The sequence below is a fragment of the Pseudomonas sp. WMBT8 genome (assembly GCF_050916005.1).
In the GTDB taxonomy this organism is placed as follows: domain Bacteria; phylum Pseudomonadota; class Gammaproteobacteria; order Pseudomonadales; family Pseudomonadaceae; genus Aquipseudomonas.
The window spans coordinates 5,669,371-5,686,422 of record NZ_CP188096.1 but is presented as its reverse complement, the minus strand read 5'-3'; the positions used below and the strand labels follow the sequence as shown (position 1 = coordinate 5,686,422).

The following is a 17,052-nucleotide window of genomic DNA, read 5'->3' as shown; positions in this document are numbered from 1 at the left end:
GGTGGCCCATCTTTATTCATTGTCCGGCGCCTGTCACCTGCCCCTACCCTTGGACGCTCATTACAACGCTTGGGAATCGTTATGGCTGAGCAGGTTTGCATCATTGGCGGTGGGGTCATCGGTCTGGCGAGCGCCTATGCCCTGGTGCGCGCCGGCATGGACGTGACGGTGGTCGAGGCGCGCGACAGCCTGGGCAGCGAGACCAGCTTTGCCAATGGCGGCCAGTTGTCCTATCGCTACGTTGCGCCGCTGGCGGACAAAGGCGTGCCGTTGCAAGCCATTGGCTGGCTGCTGCGTGGTGATTCGCCATTGAAGCTGCGCCCGCGCCTGGACCCGGCGCAATGGCGTTGGATGGCCTCCTTCCTTGGCGCCTGCCGGGCATCGGTCAACAAGCGCAACGCCGGGCACTTGCTGCGCCTGGCCACCCTGAGCCAGGGCACCTTGCAGCAATGGCGCGAAGAAGACGGGCTGGACGGCTTCGACTGGAAACGGAACGGCAAGCTGGTGACATTTCGCAGCCATCACACCTTCGAGCACGCTCGCAACAAGGTGCTCGATTGCCTGCAACAGCAAGTGCTGTCGGCGGCCGATTGCACGCGGCTGGAGCCGACCCTGGGGGCCAGGGATTTTGTCGGAGGTATCTACACGCCCAATGAAGAAGTGGCGGACTGTCATGGCTTCTGCCAGCAGTTGGCGGCGCGCCTGCAAGCGTCGGGCCGGTGCCGGTTTGTGCTGGGGCGCAAGGTCACGGGCATCCGCCATGCCAACGGCACCGTACAGGCGATTGAGTTGGGTGACGAGGTGATGCCGGTGCAGCACCTGGTGCTGGCGGCGGGAGTACGCAGCCCCGAGTTGGCCTTGCCGGGCATCGCATTGCCGCTGTACCCGCTCAAGGGCTATAGCCTGAGTGTGCCGATTGGCGCACAGCACGCCGCGCCGAACATCAGCATCACCGACTATGACCGCAAGATCGTCTACGCACGGATCGGTGAGCAACTGCGGGTGGCTGCGATGGTCGACATCGTCGGCTTCGATAAGGGCCTTGAGCCCAAGCGCCTGGCCCTGATCAAGCGCCAGGCCAGTGAGACGTTCCCTTTGGCCGGCGATTACAGCCAGGCCATCGAATGGGCCGGCATGCGCCCGGCCACCCCCAGCGGCGTGCCGCTGATTGGCGCCAGCGTGTACCGCAACCTGTGGCTCAACCTCGGCCACGGCGCCCTGGGTTTCACCCTGGCCTGCGGCAGCGGCCAGGTGTTGGCCGAACTGATCGGCCAGCACACTCCTTCCATTGATATGCAGGGCCTCGCGCCCCGCGCCGCATAGGACAGCGCAATGACCATCACCCGGATCAACAGCAATAGTCGCCTGTCGGGCGCCGTGACTTTCCAGGACCTGGTCTTCCTCTCCGGCCAGGTGCCGGGCGACGGCCAGGACGTCAGTACCCAGACCCACGAGGTGCTGGCCAAGATTGATGCGCTGCTGGCTGAAGCCGGCAGCGACAAGGATCATCTGCTCAACGCGACTATCTACTTGAAAAACATTCAGGAGGATTTTGCGCCGATGAATGATGTCTGGTGCGCCTGGCTCACGCCCGGCCAGGCACCGACCCGTACCACCCTGCAGGCGGAACTGGCACGCCCCAGTGTGCTGGTGGAAATCAGCGTCATCGCTGTACGCCGCCCATAACAAGAAAACCAACGGAGAATAACAATGCAAAAAATCACGTTGATCGGCACGGCCCTCGGGCTGTTACTGGCGGCCCAGGCCCAGGCCAATGAAGCGCCGCTGGTGGGCACCCTGGCCAAGGTCGCGAATGCCCAGAGCATCACCCTGGGCTATCGCGATGCGTCGGTGCCGTTTTCCTATGTCGGCGACCACACCGGCAAACCCATGGGTTACTCGGTGGACCTGGCGAGCAAGATTGTCGAGCGCATCCAACAGAAGATCGGCGTGCGCCAGCTCAACGTGAAGTACAACCTGGTCACCTCCCAGACCCGTATTCCGTTGGTGATCAACGGCACCGTCGACCTGGAGTGCGGCTCCACCGGGGTGACGGCCGAGCGGCAGAAGCAGGTGGCGTTTTCCTATGGCTTTATCTACGTCAAGGGCCAGTTGCTCACTGCCAACGACAGCGGTATCCAGCGCTTCGCCGACCTGCGCGGCAAGAACGTGGTGACCACTGCCGGCACCACCAACGAGCGGTTCCTCAAGAGCTACAACCACGAGCACAAGCTGGATATGTCGGTGATCAGCGCCAAGGATCACGGCGAGGCGTTCCAGATGTTGCAATCGGGCCGGGCCGTGGCGTTCTACATGGACGATGCGTTGCTCTACGGCGAGCGTGCCAAGGCCAAGGACCCGCACAAGTGGGTGGTGGTGGGCGAGGAGCAGTCGCGGGAAATCTACAGCTGCATGGTGCGCAAGGACGACCCGCAGTTTCTGGCGGTGGTCAACGAAACGTTGGGCGAGCTGTACAGCTCGGGGGAAATCAACGGGATCTACCAGCGCTGGTTTGAACAGCCGATCCCGCCGAAGGGCTTGAACCTGGAGTTCCCCATGACCAGCGAGCTGAAGGCGATCATTGCCAAGCCGGTGAGTGATCCGGTGGAATAAAACACCCAGCCTGTAGGCGCCGGCTTGCCGGCGATGAGGCCCGCAAGTCTTGCGCAGGCCTTGATGCCGCCATCGCAGGCAAGCCAGCTCCTACAGTTTGATTGGGTTTGCAACGTGGGGTTAGAAGTCGCCCCATAGCTGTTGTGCGACGGCCAGCGCAACTACGGGCGCCGTCTCGGTGCGCAACACCCGCGGCCCCAGCCGTGCGGCGTGGAAGCCAGCGCCTTGCGCGGTCTGGACTTCACCATCGGTCAAGCCACCCTCCGGCCCGATCAAAAACGCCAGGCTCGATGGCTTGGCATGGCTCACCAGCGGCTCGGCCACCGGGTGCAGCACCAGCTTCAAATCCGCCTCGGCCTGTTTCAACCAATCGGCCAGCAACAGCGGTGGGTGAATCACCGGCACCGTAGAGCGGCCGCATTGCTCACAGGCGCTGATTGCGACCTGGCGCCAGTGCAGCAGGCGTTTGTCGGCACGTTCGTCCTTGAGGCGCACTTCGCAGCGCTCGCTGAAGATCGGCGTGATGGCATTGACCCCAAGCTCGGTGGCTTTCTGGATGGCCCAGTCCATGCGCTCGCCACGGGACAGGCCCTGGCCCAGATGAATGTGCAGTGGCGACTCGACCTGGCCGGCGAAGGCTTCGGTCAGTTGCACCGTCACGCGTTTTTTCCCGACTTCCAGCAGGCTGCCGCGAAATTCCTGGCCAGAGCCGTCGAACAGTTGCACGGCATCGCCTTCGTTCATGCGCAGCACACGGCTGATGTAGTGCGCCTGGGCTTCGGGCAATTCGTGGTCGCCAAGGCTTAGCGGGGTATCGGTGAAAAAACGCGACAGTCTCATTTCTGTTCTCTGCAAATAATGTGTGTGTTGCTATGCAGCGGGAGCGACGGCGTACTGTAGGAGCCGGCTTGCCGGCGATGGAGGTCAACGATAACGAGGGGGCCTGGATGAACGCGGCGCTCTCACGTTTTTCGCCGGCAAGCCAGCTCCTACAGGGGGCTGAGGGTTAGCCGGGGTCGCGAAAGCCTGGGTGGAAGTCCTTGGGCACGGCCACGCTGACTTTGCTATTGGTGGCGATATCAATGCCCTCGGTGGCCACTTCGGCGAGGAAGTCGATCTGCTCCGGGGTAATCACATACGGCGGCAGGAAATACACCACGCTGCCTAGCGGGCGCAGCAGCGCGCCGCGTTCCAGGGCATGCTCGAACACTTTCAGGCCGCGCCGTTCCTGCCAGGGGTAGGCGGTCTTGGTAGCCTTGTCCTGCACCATCTCGATGGCCAGCACCATGCCAGTCTGGCGCACTTCCGAGACATGGGGGTGGTCTACCAGGTGCGCGGTGGCGGTGGCCATGCGCTGGGCCAGGGCCTTGTTGTTCTCGATGACGTTGTCTTCTTCGAAGATATCCAGGGTCGCCAGGGCTGCCGCACAGGCCAGCGGGTTGCCGGTGTAGCTGTGGGAGTGCAGGAAGGCGCGCAGGGTCGGATAGTCGTCGTAGAAGGCGCTGTACACATCTTCGGTGGTGACCACGGCGGCCAGGGGCAGGTAGCCGCCGGTCAGGGCCTTGGACAGGCACAGGAAATCCGGGCGGATGCCCGCCTGCTCGCAGGCAAACATGCTGCCGGTGCGGCCGAAACCCACGGCGATTTCGTCGTGGATCAGGTGCACGCCATAACGGTCGCAGGCTTCGCGCAGCAGCTTGAGGTATACCGGGTGGTACATGCGCATGCCACCGGCGCCCTGGATCAGTGGTTCGACGATCACGGCGGCGACGCTGTCGTGGTTGTCCGCCAGGGTCTGTTCCATGGCCTGGAACATATTGCGCGAGTGTTCTTCCCAACTCATGCCTGCGGGGCGCAGGTAGCAGTCCGGGCTGGGCACCTTGATGGTGTCCAGCAGCAGCGCCTTGTAGGTCTCGGTGAACAGCGGCACATCACCGACCGACATCGCGGCGATGGTTTCGCCGTGGTAGCTGTTGGTCAGGGTGACAAAGCGCTTTTTGTTCGGCTGGCCGCGGTTGAGCCAATAGTGAAAGCTCATCTTCAGCGCGACTTCGATGCACGACGAGCCATTGTCGGCGTAGAAGCAGCGGGTCAGGCCTTCGGGGGTGATCTTGACCAGACGCTCGGACAGCTCGATCACCGGCTGGTGGCTGAAGCCGGCGAGGATCACGTGCTCCAGTTGGTCCACCTGATCCTTGATGCGCTGGTTGATACGCGGGTTGGCGTGGCCGAACACGTTGACCCACCACGAGCTGACGGCATCGAGGTAGCGCTTGCCTTCGAAGTCTTCCAGCCATACGCCTTCACCGCGCTTGATCGGCACCAGCGGCAGTTGCTGGTGGTCTTTCATCTGGGTGCAGGGATGCCACAGCACCGCCAGATCGCGTTGCATCCACTGGTTGTTCAAGCCCATCTTTTAGTCTCCTCGAAGCGCTGCCGTGACCCGCGCAGGCAAAACAATCGCGCAAGCCTATGCAATGGTGGGCTGTGTCACAACCCATGAACGGTGAATTGGCAGTAAATGCAGGACGGTCTGTCACGTTTGTGCTCAATAGTCCTTAATCCCTAGTTAATTTACTGTTCATAGGCTCAACATCGGATAAATCGATATTTCAAAGCGAAATTTTCGGCTTTATATCGATAGGTAACACGCTAGTCTTGGACACGGCTCTTACAGGATTTGGGGAATGCAACTACGAAACACATCGGCCCGCTACGGCTGGGTCAGCATTGTTATCCACTGGAGTGTGGCCCTGGTGGTGTTTGGCCTGTTCGCGCTGGGCCTGTGGATGGTCGGCCTCGACTACTACAGCCTATGGCGCAAAGATGCACCGGACTTGCACAAAAGCATTGGTATTACGTTGTTTGCGGTGATGTTGGTGCGCATTGTCTGGCGCCTGCTCAGCCCACCACCGCCGCCACTGGCCAGCTATAGCCGCATGACCCGGATCGGCGCGGCGTTTGGCCACGCGTTCCTGTATCTCGGGCTGTTTGCCGTGATGATTGCCGGCTACCTGATTTCCACCGCAGACGGTGTCGGGATCCCGGTGTTTGGCCTGTTTGAAATTCCTGCCGTGGTTTCCGGTCTACCGGACCAGGCAGACGTAGCCGGGCTGGTGCATTTGTACCTGGCCTGGGTACTGGTGGTGTTTGCCGGCCTGCATGGCGTGGCCGCGTTGAAGCACCACTTCATTGATCGTGACGCGACCCTGGTTCGTATGCTGGGGCGCAAAGCCTGATGTTCAACCTCGACTCACAAGGAATAGAAAGCATGTTGAAAAAGACTCTCGCCGCTCTGGCAATTGGTTCTGCTCTGCTGTCTGCTGGTCAGGTGATGGCTGCTGATTACAAGATCGACAAGGAAGGCCAGCATGCCTTCATCGATTGGAAAATCAGCCACCTGGGCTACAGCTACATCCACGGTACCTTCAAGGACTGGGATGGTACGTTCAGTTGGGATGCCGCCAAGCCTGAAGCGAGCAAAATCGCCGTCGACGTGAAAACCGCCAGCCTGTGGTCCAACCACGCTGAACGTGACAAGCACATCGCCAGCAAGGACTTCCTGGACGTTGGCAAGTTCGCCGATGCCAAGTTCGTTTCGACCGCAGTTAAACCAACCGGCGAAAAAACTGCTGACGTGACCGGCGACCTGACCTTCCACGGTGTGACCAAGCCTGTGACCTTCAAGGCCACGTTCAACGGTGAAGGCAAGGATCCGTGGGGCGGCGAACGTGCTGGCTTCAACGCCAAGACTACGCTGAACCTGAATGACTTCGGCATCAAAGGCCCAGGCCCGACTTCCCAGACCGTGGACCTGGACATCTCGCTGGAAGGTGTCAAAGCGAAGTAAATTCGCAGGCTGCATAAAAAACCGGATCGTGAGATCCGGTTTTTTTCAGCCTGGAATACGGTCAATGTAGGAGCTGGCTTGCCTGCGATAGCGGCAGGTCAGCCACCTGCGATGCAGGCTGAAATCCCGTCATCGCAGGCAAGCCAGCTCTCACAGTTGATCGATGTCGAGTCCAAAAAAATGCCCCGGATCTTTCGATTCGGGGCATTTTTATGGCGCTTTGAAAATCAGCGGTTGCGGGTCAGCAACGCTGGTTTTTCACCACGAGGGCGGCCTGGCAGTTGATCCAACTGCTCAGGTGTCGGGAAGCGATCGCTTTTCGACTCCTTGTGGATGATCTTCGGCGTGGTGCCGCTGCGCGGGTTCTGCACGGCAGGTTCCGAGGCGCGTGGCTGCTCATCACGCGCAGGGCGGCGGTTGCGCGACTCTTCGCGACGGGCCTGGCCGTCACGCGGAGCGCCGTTGCGCGGGCCATTGCGCTTGGCCGGTGGGGTGCCAGTGGTGGCGCCGTTGCTGCTGCGCGGACCGTTCTGGCGACCCTGCGGCTGGCCGCCGGTGCGCGGAGCACCTGCACCAGCGCCCGGTGCCGGGGCACCTGGGCGGCGACCACGGCCTTGGGCCGGCTTGGCCTGGGGCACGTAGTCGACGCGGTTGCCGAAGTTATCCACGTCGTCGTCGAGGAACTCGTCCGGTGCGCGGTCGGCTGCGGCGCGTGGCGGCTGGCTCGGCTGGCGCTGTTCGCGGGCCGGGGTGCCTTCACGGGGCTTTTGCTCACGGGCTGGGCGTTCGCCACGGCCGTTGGTAGGCGCCTTGTCCTTGCCGCCCTTGTCCTTGCCTTTGTCGCGACGACCACCGCCACCACCGCCGCCGTTCGGGCCATCGCCCTTGGGACCACGTGGGTTGCGCGGGTTACGCACATCCGGACGCTCGCGCACTTCCGGTTTTTCGGCTTCCACGGTGCTGGCATCGAAGCCCATCAGGTCGCCGTCGGCGATTTTCTGCTTGGTCATGCGCTCGATGCTTTTCAGCAGTTTCTCTTCATCCGGGGCGACCAGGGAAATGGCCTCGCCCGAACGACCGGCACGGCCAGTACGGCCGATACGGTGCACGTAGTCTTCATCGACGTTTGGCAGCTCGAAGTTGACCACGTGCGGCAGTTGGTCGATATCCAGGCCGCGGGCGGCGATATCGGTGGCCACCAGGATCCGTACGGAGCCGGCCTTGAAGTCGGCCAGGGCCTTGGTCCGCGCGTTCTGGCTCTTGTTGCCGTGGATGGCGACGGCGGTAAGGCCGTGCTTGTCCAGGTACTCGGCCAGGCGGTTGGCGCCGTGCTTGGTACGGGTGAACACCAGCACCTGTTCCCAGGCGCCAGCGGTGATCAGGTGGGCCAACAGCGAGCGCTTGTGGCTGGCTGGCAGGCGGAATACCCGTTGCTCGATACGCTCGACCGTGGTGTTGGGCGGCGTGACCTCGATGCGCTCGGGGTTGTGCAGCAGCTTGCCGGCGAGGGCGGTGATGTCGTTGGAGAACGTTGCCGAGAACAGCAGGTTCTGACGCTTGGCCGGCAGGCGCGCGAGGACTTTCTTCACGTCATGGACAAAGCCCATGTCGAGCATACGGTCGGCTTCGTCCAGCACGAGGATTTCCACGTGGGACAGATCGACGCTGCCTTGGCCGCACAGGTCGAGCAAACGACCAGGGCAGGCGACCAGCACGTCAACCCCGCGGGACATGGCCTGAACCTGTGGGTTCATGCCGACGCCGCCGAAGATGCAGGCGCTGACGAACTTCAGGTCGCGAGCGTACAGCTTGAAGCTGTCATGCACTTGTGCGGCGAGTTCGCGGGTAGGGGTCAGGACCAGTACGCGGGGTTGGCGCGGGCCGTGACGCTGGGATTTGTCCGGGTGACCGTTGGGGAACAACCGCTCCAGAATCGGGAGGGCGAAGCCGCCGGTTTTACCAGTACCTGTCTGAGCCGCGACCATCAGGTCGCGACCTTGCAACACGGCGGGAATAGCCCGCTGTTGCACCGGAGTAGGCTCGGTATAGCCCGCTGCCTCGATGGCGCGGACTAAAGCCTCGGAGAGACCGAGGGAAGCAAAGGACATGAGTAATCCTGTTTGTAGTTAGGGCTTGGCCCAAAGGGATAATCTTGCCGGGCGCGAATCGCGTTTAGAGGAACGCAACCCCGTCCGGTCCTGCTGGGGCTGGCAGGCACTCCAATGGCTCGCGCGGGCTGCAAAGCTGCGCAGTAGCGGGGTTGGATGCCTGTGATACGACCACAGCGGCCGGGCGTAAGCCTGGCGGAAAGGCCGGAGTATAACAGAGCAATCACTGCGCGCTGCTTTCCTGCTGCTCAACGGTGTCGTCCAGCAGCGGCGACGGGGCTATCTGGGTCCCGGCGCCGGCATATTTGGCACTCAGGGCCGCGTAGGCGGGCTCTTGCTTGAAACGTTTGAGCTCGGCACCAAAACGCTGGACCAGCAGGTCCATGCCCGCGCCACGGCGTACGGCGAGGAATTGTTTCTGGCTGCTGATCACCGGCGGCGCCTGGGTGACCTGGTGCTCCAGGCCCAATTCCTTGAGCACATGCTGGCCGACCCGGCGGTCGGTGATCACCAGATCGATCCGGCCACGGGCCAATTTGCCGAAGTTAGCCTCATGGCTGGGGGCCGGTTCGCGGGTAAACAGCGTGGATTCGCTGAACCCGGCGCTATACAGGTAACCGGGGGAGGTGCCGATGGTCAGCCCTTTGAGCTCATCCAGGGTCTGGAACGGATGCGGGCGCTGGTTGGCGTAGAACATCACAAACTCAACCTGGGACAACGGTTCGCTGGGGTAAAGCAGCGCCGCGTCGCGTTCGTGGCTGTGGAAAATATCCAGCGCGCCGTCGGCCAGGCCTTGGTCGAGCATGGCCAGGCAGCGTTTCCAGGGCAGGAACTGCCACTGCACCTCGATCCCCAGGCGCTGGAACACGATGACGGTAGTCTCGTAGTCGAGCCCGCGCATCTGGCCGTTTTCTTCGTAGACGTAAGGTGCCCAGGGCTCGGTGACAATGCGCAGTTTCTCGCCGTGGGCGGTCAGGCTCAGGCAAGTGAAAAGAACAGCGCTCAACAGCTGGAGAATGACGGGCATACCCTGAGGTTACGACTGTCTCAGGTTAAAGAGAAGCTCTGGATCGGGGATCTTCAGGCGGCAAACCTGAACTTTTATTGCGCCGCCGAGCCGGGAAGGAATCCTGGCCGGCGGTACAAAGGGGGCAGCCTCAGCGTGGCAGCTTGAGGTTGTTCCAGATCGCCAGGCTCGGGTCAGCCTGGTTCAGGGTGTAGAAGTGCAGCCCCGGTGCGCCACCTTGCAGCAAGGTTTCGCACATTTCACTGATGACCTGCTCGCCGAAGGCCTGGATGCTCTTGACGTCATCGCCGTAGGCTTCCAGCTGCTTGCGTACCCAGCGTGGGATTTCTGCACCGCAGGCGTCAGAGAAGCGCGCCAGCTTGCTGTAGTTGGTGATCGGCATGATGCCCGGCACGATCGGGATGTTCACGCCCAGGGCCTGCACGCGCTCGACGAAGTAGAAGTAGCTGTCGGCGTTGAAGAAGTACTGGGTGATCGCACTGTTGGCGCCGGCATTGGCCTTGCGCACGAAGTTGTTGAGATCGTCTTCGAAGTTGCGCGCTTGCGGGTGCATTTCCGGATAAGCAGCCACTTCGATATGGAAGTGATCACCGGTTTCTTCACGGATGAAGCTCACCAGGTCATTGGCGTAGCGCAGCTCGCCGCTGGCCATGCCCATGCCGGACGGCAGGTCACCGCGCAGGGCGACGATACGCTTGATGCCGGCGGCCTTGTATTGGGTCAGCAGGCCGCGCAGGTCGTCCTTGCTGTCGCCCACGCACGACAGGTGCGGCGCGGCAGGCACCTTGGCCTCGCTTTCCAGCTGCAGCACGGTGTTGATCGTACGATCACGGGTCGAGCCGCCTGCGCCGTAGGTGCAGGAGAAGAAATCGGGGTTGTAGCTGGCCAACTGCTTGGCAGTCGCCATCAACTTTTCATGCCCAGCATCGGTCTTGGTCGGGAAGAACTCGAAGCTGTAGCGACGGTCTTGGGACATGGTAATACCCTTGAAAACTCATAAAACCGGAAGACATACACCGTCAATGTGGGAGCGGGCTTGCTCGCGAAAGCGGTGTGCCAGTCGTTACTGCTTCGACTGACACTGCGCATTCGCGAGCAAGCCCGCTCCCACACAAGCCCGCTCCAGCAGGGAGAGAGCCGGTTACTTAGTAGCGGTAGGCGTGCGGCTTGAACGGGCCTTCGACGGTCACTCCGATGTAGTCGGCCTGGGTCTTGGTCAGTTGCGTCACGACGCCGCCGAAGCCGCGGACCATTTCCAGGGCCACTTCTTCGTCGAGTTTCTTCGGCAGTACTTCCACGGTCAGGCGCTCGGCTTTCTGGGCTGGCGACAGGTCGGCGTACTTCTGGCCGAACAGGAAGATCTGCGCCAGTACCTGGTTGGCGAACGAGCCATCCATGATGCGGCTTGGGTGGCCAGTGGCGTTGCCCAGGTTAACCAGGCGGCCTTCGGCCAGCAGGATCAGGTAGTCGTCGTTCTGTGGGTCGAAATCACCACTGCCCGTACGGTGAACCTTGTGTACCTGAGGCTTGACCTCTTCCCATGCCCAGTTCTTGCGCATGAAAGCGGTGTCGATTTCGTTGTCGAAGTGCCCGATGTTGCACACCACGGCGCGCTTTTTCAGGGCCTTGAGCATGTTCGCATCGCAGACGTTGACGTTACCGGTGGTGGTCACGATCAGGTCGATCTTGCCCAGCAGGGCCTTGTCGATGCTGGCTTCGGTGCCGTCGTTCTGGCCGTCGATGAACGGCGAGACCACTTCGAAACCGTCCATGCAGGCTTGCATGGCGCAGATCGGGTCGACTTCGGAGACCTTGACGATCATGCCTTCCTGGCGCAGTGACTGGGACGAACCCTTGCCCACGTCACCGTAGCCGATCACCAGGGCTTGCTTGCCCGACAGCAGGTGGTCGGTGCCGCGCTTGATCGCATCGTTGAGGCTGTGACGGCAGCCGTACTTGTTGTCGTTCTTGCTCTTGGTCACCGAGTCGTTGACGTTGATGGCCGGGATTTTCAGCTCGCCCTTGGCCAGCATGTCCAGCAGGCGGTGTACGCCGGTGGTGGTCTCTTCGGTCACGCCGTGGACGCGGTCGAGAATCTGCGGGTACTTCTTGTGCAGCAGCTCGGTCAGGTCGCCGCCGTCGTCGAGGATCATGTTGGCATCCCAAGGCGCGCCATCCTTCAGGATGGTTTGCTCCAGGCACCACTCGTACTCTTCTTCGGTCTCGCCTTTCCAGGCGAAGACAGGGATGCCAGCGGCTGCGATGGCGGCAGCGGCCTGGTCCTGGGTCGAGAAGATGTTGCAGGACGACCAGCGCACTTCGGCACCCAGGGCAACCAGGGTTTCGATCAGCACGGCAGTCTGGATGGTCATGTGGATGCAGCCGAGAATCTTCGCGCCCTTGAGCGGCTGCTCAGCGGCGTACTTGCGGCGCAGGCCCATCAGGGCAGGCATTTCGGATTCGGCGATAAAGGTTTCGCGACGGCCCCAGGCAGCCAGGGACATATCGGCGACTTTGTAGTCGGTAAAACCTGCAGGCGTGATTACAGCGCTCATGAAGAGCCTCCATTCGTAGTGTGCGAATGGGCGCCGTTGTGCGTTTAGTATCCAGCCAGGACAACCCGGCTGGGCAACGCCCCATCCGAGCCTGACAGGCCAGGGCCTGCTGCAGCGCCCCTCGGACAGGTGGCGGGAGAACGGTATCAATCACAGATGACCGTTTTGAAACGGTGGCGATTATAGCCGCCTGCGCCTGACTTCCCAAGCCTTTCTGTCGGGGTCATGAAGATCGCTCATGACACTGATAGGCAATGGCTCATAGAGCTTGGGCCGGCGCTCTGCCATGATGTTGGCCATCATTTCGCAAGACGCTTTGGAGTGAACATGAACTTCCACACCCGCAAATGGGTAAAACCCGAAGACCTCAACCCCAACGGCACCCTGTTCGGTGGCAGCCTGCTGCGCTGGATCGACGAAGAAGCGGCGATCTACGCCATCGTTCAACTGGGCAACCAGCGCGTGGTGACCAAGTACATTTCCGAGATCAATTTTGTCAGCGCCTCGCGCCAGGGCGACATCATCGAGCTGGGCATCACCGCCACCGAGTTTGGCCGCACCTCCATCACCCTGACCTGTGAAGTGCGCAACAAAATCACGCGCAAGAGCATCCTCACCGTAGAAAAAATGGTCTTCGTCAACCTCGGCGAAGACGGCCTGCCGGCACCCCATGGTCGTACCGAGATCAAGTACGTCAAAGACCAGTTCCAGGACGACAGCGAGTAACCCTCTGTATAAGCAAGCGGCCATTGAACGCTGGTGATGACTGGCAGGTCGTACCTGAACATCGTCACCCAACGTTCAGGTACGCCCATGGCCACGCAAAAAGACGGCAAGACTCCCAACCTGTCGCAGGAAGAACAGCAGGATGTGGACAAGAACCAGCCACCCCGGGCGGCGGTGCTGCATGAAATCATCCGCACCCAGGGCGACCAGGAGCTGGAGCGCAGCGTAGCGGCGCTGTGGTGGTCGGCGCTGGCCGCCGGCCTGACCATGGGCCTGTCATTGATGGCCATGGGGCTGCTCAACTCACGCCTGCCCGACGGCGAAGGCTTCAAGGTGATTGCCAGCTTTGGCTACTGCGCAGGCTTCCTTGCAGTGATCCTCGCGCGCCAGCAACTGTTCACCGAAAACACCCTGACCGCCGTGCTGCCGGTGATGAGCAAGCCGACCCTGGGCAATGCCGGGCGCCTGTTGCGGCTGTGGACGGTGGTGCTGGTGGGCAACCTCTGCGGCACCTTGCTGGTGGCTTATGTGATGCTGCACCTGCCGATCTTCGACACCAAGACCGACCAGGCCTTCCTCGAAATCGGGCGCAAGATCATGGAAAACGATACGGGCCAGATGTTCGCCAAGGGCATCGTCTCCGGCTGGATGATCGCCACCATGGTGTGGATGATCCCGTCCATGGAAAGCGCCAAGATGTGGATCATTATCCTGATCACCTACCTGATGGCCTTGGGCGACTTCACCCACATCGTCGTCGGTTCGGCGGAAGTGTCCTACCTGGTATTTGCCGGCGAGCTACCGTGGAAGGACTTCTGGCTGGTATTTGCCGGGCCGACCCTGGCGGGCAATATCATCGGCGGCAGCTTTATCTTTGCGTTGATCAGCCATGCGCAGATTCGCAGCGAAGGCAGCCTGCCGGGCAAAAAGGCGGCGGACCCGAGGCATCCGCAGCGGATCGACAAGGATCAGTGAGGCCAGTGTGTGCCAGCGCGGTATTTGGTATATGTGTGTGCTGACACATCACGAATCACTTACAGGAGGTTCCATTGCTTGCGACAGTCTTGGTACTGATAGCGGCACTGTTGCATGCGACGTGGAACACCTTGATCAAATTCAGCGGCGAACGCCTGTTGGTGATCGCCTGCATGGACAGCGTTGCGCTGCTGTTTGTGCTATTGGCGGTAGGATTTGTGTCGCTGCCGCCCTTGGAAATCTGGCCGTGGATCATCGCCTCGGCGCTGTTCGAGTTGCTCTACCGCTACCTGCTGATCCAGGCCTACCGCGTCGGTGACCTGGGGTTGGTGTATCCGCTGATGCGCGGCTTATCGCCGCTGGTGGTGCTGGCGTTGACCCTGGTGTTTGCCGGGGAGGTACTCAGTACCCAGCAGATTGTCGGCATCCTGCTGATCCCGCTCGGCATGTTGTGCCTGTTGTGGCATGGCGGTGGTGGGGATCGGTTGCCGTGGTCGATGTTGCCGGCGGTGGCGCTGATCGGCCTGTGCATCGGCTGCTATACCTTCCTCGATGGTCAGGCGCTGCGGCGCTGGTCGCACCCATTGGACTACCTGGTCTGGGTGACCCTGCTCAGCGCCTGGCCGTTTCCATTGTTGGCCATGGTGCGCAAGCGTGCGGCGTTCAGCCTGTTCTGGCGCACACAATGGCGGTTGGGGCTGAGCGTGGGATTGTGCGTGTTGTTGAGCTACGCTCTGGTGCTTTGGGCCATGCAGTTGGGCTCGATTGCCGAGGCCGCCGCGCTGCGGGAAGTCAGCGTGATCCTGGTGGTGTTGTTCGGCATGCGTTACCTGAAAGAACCTTTCGGCCGCTCCCGGCTCTTAGCCTGTGGGTTGGTACTGATCGGCATGCTCGTGATGAAACTCTAACCAGCGGATAAAACTAAAAAAGGAATGAGTGATGACTGTCGCTTTCTGGTGTGTGTTGATCGCAATTTTTCTGCCTTACCTGTGTACCGGCGTGGCCAAGTTCAGTGGTGGCAAGTTCGGCCCCCGGCAGAACCATGACCCCCGGGCCTTCCTCGAAACCCTCGAAGGCTTCGCCAAGCGCGCCCATAGTGCACAGCTCAACAGCTTCGAAGTGACCCCGGCGTTTGCCGCTGCGGTGATCATTGCCCACCTGGCCGGCAACGCGGAACTGGTGACCATCAACGTACTGGCGGTGCTGTTTATCACCAGCCGCCTGCTGTACATCATCTGCTACCTGGCGGACTGGGCGATCTTGCGTTCGCTGGTGTGGTTCGTGGGCATGGCGTTGATTGCGAGTTTCTTCTTCGTCTCGATCTAAGGCACGCAGCCAGCCCTTGTGGGAGCTGGCTTGCCAGCGATGACGCCAGCACGTGCACCCGCGATGTCGGATTTCAAACCGCCATCGCCGGCCAGCCGGTTCCTACAAAGGCGCATCCGGCACTTGAGGCAGCGCCGTACCCTTGGGCCACAACATCCAGATCTGGCCCTGCTGCTTCATGTTCCCGGCCAACTCGCCCGCCGCATCACCGGTGCCCCAGAACAGGTCCGCACGTACCTCGCCGACAATCGCGCCGCCGGTATCCTGGGCCGCTACCGGCCGTACGACCGGCGCGCCATCGGGGCGGGTGGTCGACAGCCACAACAGGCTGCCCAGCGGGATGACCTTGCGGTCCACGGCCACGCTGTAGCCGGCGGTCAGCGGCACATTCAGCGAGCCGCGCGGGCCTTCATTGCTGTCGGGGCGGGTGCTGAAGAAGACGTAGCTGGGGTTGCTCGCCAACAGTTCCGGGATCCGCTCAGGATGGGCCTTGGCCCAGGCACTGATCGCGCCCATGCTCACTTCGTCTTTCTTCAACTCGCCTTGCTCCACCAGCCAGCGGCCGATAGGGCGATACGGGAAGCCGTTCTGGTCGGCATAGCCCACGCGCAACTGACGACCGTCAGCCAGCTGGATGCGGCCAGAACCCTGGATTTGCAGAAATTGCAGGTCCATCGGGTGGGTCAGCCAGGCAATAGGCTTGGCACTGGAGCCTTGCTGGTTGATGGTGCCCGCATCGTCATAGGGCTTGAGTACCCGGCCTTCCAGGCGCCCGCGCAGGCGTTTGCCCTTGAGTTCGGGGTAGATGCTTTCCAGGTTGACGATGATCAGGTCGTCCGGCACCCCAAACACCGGCACGTGGGCGGTCTTGGTTTCGGTGAGGCTGCCCGGGTAGACCGGTTCGTAATAGCCGGTGATCAGCCCATTGGGCGTGTTGTCCGCCGAGCGCAAGCCATAGACGTCCAACTGCTGCTTGAGGAAACCACGGATATCCCCGGCATTGCCCGGCACATTGACCGCTGCAGCGCAGGTGGCGCCCCACACCGGGTCGTTCTTCAAGCGTTGGCAGGCGCTGCGCCAGGATTCGAAGCCAGCTTGCAGGTCGCTGTCCGAAACCACCGGCAGGTCTTCCCAGGTGGCACTGACGTAGGTCGCCACAGCATGGGGTTTTTCTGGCTCAGGTTTGGGTGCCGGAGCGTTGCCGCCGTCGCATCCGGCGAGTAGTGCGATCATCGGCAGAGCCCATGCCAGCCGGCGGCTCCAGGGGTTAAACAGGTTATTCATGCAAGTAATTCCCAAGGCGATTGCCTGCGCAGGGTGCGGCGCAAGCATCCATATTATTAATAGGGCTATTGGTCTTTGCGGGCGGGGCGAGGATACTGGCCGCCGTTTCCCGTGACCCTGAGCCATCATGACTTTTAAAAAACTGACTGTTGTATTGCTGGCCTGCCTGACGCTGACCGCTTGCGGTGGCGTTGACCCGAACTCGCCATTGGGCCAGCGCAAGGCCATCTTCAAGCAGATGCTCAAGACGGGCGAAGACCTGGGCGGCATGCTGCGTGGCCGCATCCCGTTCGACGGGGCCAAATTTGCCGAAGGTGCGGTCAAGCTTGACGCTTTGTCCCATGAGCCGTGGAAGCACTTTCCAACGGTGCGCGAAGAAGATCACACCAGCGCCAAGGACGACGTATGGCAAAAACAGGCCCAGTTCCAGGAACTGGCGCGCAACCTTGAGGCGGCCACCGGTGAATTGGTGATCGCCAGCCAGGTGCAGCCTTACAAAGCCACTGACTTGAAGCCTGCGGTGCAGAAAGTCGAAGATGCCTGCAGCGCCTGTCATAAGCAGTTTCGCGACCATTGAGGCTCGATTGG

General features: G+C 61.5%; 17 protein-coding genes and 1 riboswitch. Of the genes, 10 read left to right on the top strand and 7 right to left on the bottom strand.

Annotated features, from left to right (window positions below; all coding sequences use genetic code 11):
- Positions 1–81: 81 nt before the first annotated feature.
- Genes ACO77H_RS25960 through ACO77H_RS25950 form a run of 3 tightly spaced genes read left to right on the top strand, consistent with a single transcriptional unit; the run spans position 82 to position 2,613 of the window.
- Positions 82–1,323 (top strand): D-amino acid dehydrogenase, encoded by a 1,242-nt coding sequence (locus ACO77H_RS25960; protein ID WP_169953588.1) that lies wholly within the window; start codon positions 82–84, stop codon positions 1,321–1,323.
- Positions 1,324–1,332: 9 nt separating this feature from the next.
- Positions 1,333–1,686, top strand: a complete 354-nt coding sequence (locus ACO77H_RS25955; RefSeq protein WP_432754729.1) for a RidA family protein — start codon at positions 1,333–1,335, stop codon at positions 1,684–1,686.
- Between the two features lie 24 nt (positions 1,687–1,710).
- Positions 1,711–2,613 carry a transporter substrate-binding domain-containing protein gene (locus ACO77H_RS25950; protein ID WP_432754728.1) on the top strand — a complete coding sequence of 301 codons (903 nt, stop codon included), beginning with the start codon at positions 1,711–1,713 and terminating at the stop codon, positions 2,611–2,613.
- A gap of 120 nt (positions 2,614–2,733) precedes the next feature.
- Here the strand turns inward: ACO77H_RS25950 and ACO77H_RS25945 are convergent, their stop codons facing one another.
- Entirely contained in the window at positions 2,734–3,453 is a 720-nt protein-coding gene (locus tag ACO77H_RS25945) for a 16S rRNA (uracil(1498)-N(3))-methyltransferase (RefSeq protein ID WP_170042165.1), read from the bottom strand.
- Positions 3,454–3,619: 166 nt separating this feature from the next.
- Positions 3,620–5,026 (bottom strand): adenosylmethionine--8-amino-7-oxononanoate transaminase, encoded by a 1,407-nt coding sequence (locus tag ACO77H_RS25940; RefSeq protein WP_432754727.1) that lies wholly within the window; start codon positions 5,024–5,026, stop codon positions 3,620–3,622.
- A gap of 274 nt (positions 5,027–5,300) precedes the next feature.
- On the opposite strand from ACO77H_RS25940, the gene ACO77H_RS25935 reads away from it, so the two are divergent.
- Positions 5,301–5,852, top strand: coding sequence for a cytochrome b (locus ACO77H_RS25935; protein WP_169953598.1), 552 nt, complete (start codon positions 5,301–5,303; stop codon positions 5,850–5,852).
- A 32-nt stretch (positions 5,853–5,884) separates the two neighbouring features.
- Positions 5,885–6,463 (top strand): YceI family protein, encoded by a 579-nt coding sequence (locus ACO77H_RS25930; protein ID WP_169953600.1) that lies wholly within the window; start codon positions 5,885–5,887, stop codon positions 6,461–6,463.
- Between the two features lie 227 nt (positions 6,464–6,690).
- Here ACO77H_RS25930 and ACO77H_RS25925 read toward each other — a convergent pair whose 3' ends face one another.
- The 4 genes from ACO77H_RS25925 to ahcY all read right to left on the bottom strand — a co-directional run bounded on the left by ACO77H_RS25925 (position 6,691) and on the right by ahcY (position 12,153).
- The gene (locus tag ACO77H_RS25925) at positions 6,691–8,571 is read right to left on the bottom strand and encodes a DEAD/DEAH box helicase (protein WP_057440348.1); all 1,881 of its coding nucleotides are present in this window, start codon (positions 8,569–8,571) and stop codon (positions 6,691–6,693) included.
- Positions 8,572–8,794: 223 nt separating this feature from the next.
- Positions 8,795–9,598, bottom strand: coding sequence for a substrate-binding periplasmic protein (locus ACO77H_RS25920; protein ID WP_169953604.1), 804 nt, complete (start codon positions 9,596–9,598; stop codon positions 8,795–8,797).
- Positions 9,599–9,728: 130 nt separating this feature from the next.
- Entirely contained in the window at positions 9,729–10,574 is an 846-nt protein-coding gene (metF, locus tag ACO77H_RS25915) for a methylenetetrahydrofolate reductase [NAD(P)H] (protein WP_029297387.1), read from the bottom strand.
- A 169-nt stretch (positions 10,575–10,743) separates the two neighbouring features.
- A complete protein-coding gene (gene ahcY / locus ACO77H_RS25910; protein ID WP_169953606.1) occupies positions 10,744–12,153 on the bottom strand; it encodes an adenosylhomocysteinase in 1,410 nt (469 codons plus the stop codon).
- Between the two features lie 21 nt (positions 12,154–12,174).
- Positions 12,175–12,282, bottom strand: a riboswitch (S-adenosyl-L-homocysteine riboswitch).
- 198 nt (positions 12,283–12,480) lie between these two features.
- On the opposite strand from ahcY, the gene ACO77H_RS25905 reads away from it, so the two are divergent.
- The 4 genes from ACO77H_RS25905 to ACO77H_RS25890 all read left to right on the top strand — a co-directional run bounded on the left by ACO77H_RS25905 (position 12,481) and on the right by ACO77H_RS25890 (position 15,180).
- Complete coding sequence (locus tag ACO77H_RS25905; protein WP_029297383.1) at positions 12,481–12,879, top strand: acyl-CoA thioesterase; 399 nt, start codon at positions 12,481–12,483, stop codon at positions 12,877–12,879.
- An 87-nt stretch (positions 12,880–12,966) separates the two neighbouring features.
- Positions 12,967–13,854 carry a formate/nitrite transporter family protein gene (locus tag ACO77H_RS25900; RefSeq protein ID WP_169953842.1) on the top strand — a complete coding sequence of 296 codons (888 nt, stop codon included), beginning with the start codon at positions 12,967–12,969 and terminating at the stop codon, positions 13,852–13,854.
- A gap of 74 nt (positions 13,855–13,928) precedes the next feature.
- Positions 13,929–14,762: an EamA family transporter gene (locus ACO77H_RS25895; protein ID WP_432754726.1), complete on the top strand. Its 834-nt coding sequence runs from the start codon at positions 13,929–13,931 to the stop codon at positions 14,760–14,762.
- Between the two features lie 31 nt (positions 14,763–14,793).
- A complete protein-coding gene (locus ACO77H_RS25890) occupies positions 14,794–15,180 on the top strand; it encodes an MAPEG family protein (RefSeq protein ID WP_057960859.1) in 387 nt (128 codons plus the stop codon).
- Positions 15,181–15,282: 102 nt separating this feature from the next.
- On the opposite strand, the gene mltA is transcribed toward ACO77H_RS25890, so the two are convergent.
- Complete coding sequence (gene mltA, locus ACO77H_RS25885; protein ID WP_169953610.1) at positions 15,283–16,464, bottom strand: murein transglycosylase A; 1,182 nt, start codon at positions 16,462–16,464, stop codon at positions 15,283–15,285.
- 127 nt (positions 16,465–16,591) lie between these two features.
- On the opposite strand from mltA, the gene ACO77H_RS25880 reads away from it, so the two are divergent.
- Entirely contained in the window at positions 16,592–17,041 is a 450-nt protein-coding gene (locus ACO77H_RS25880) for a c-type cytochrome (RefSeq protein WP_432754725.1), read from the top strand.
- Positions 17,042–17,052 lie beyond the last annotated feature (11 nt).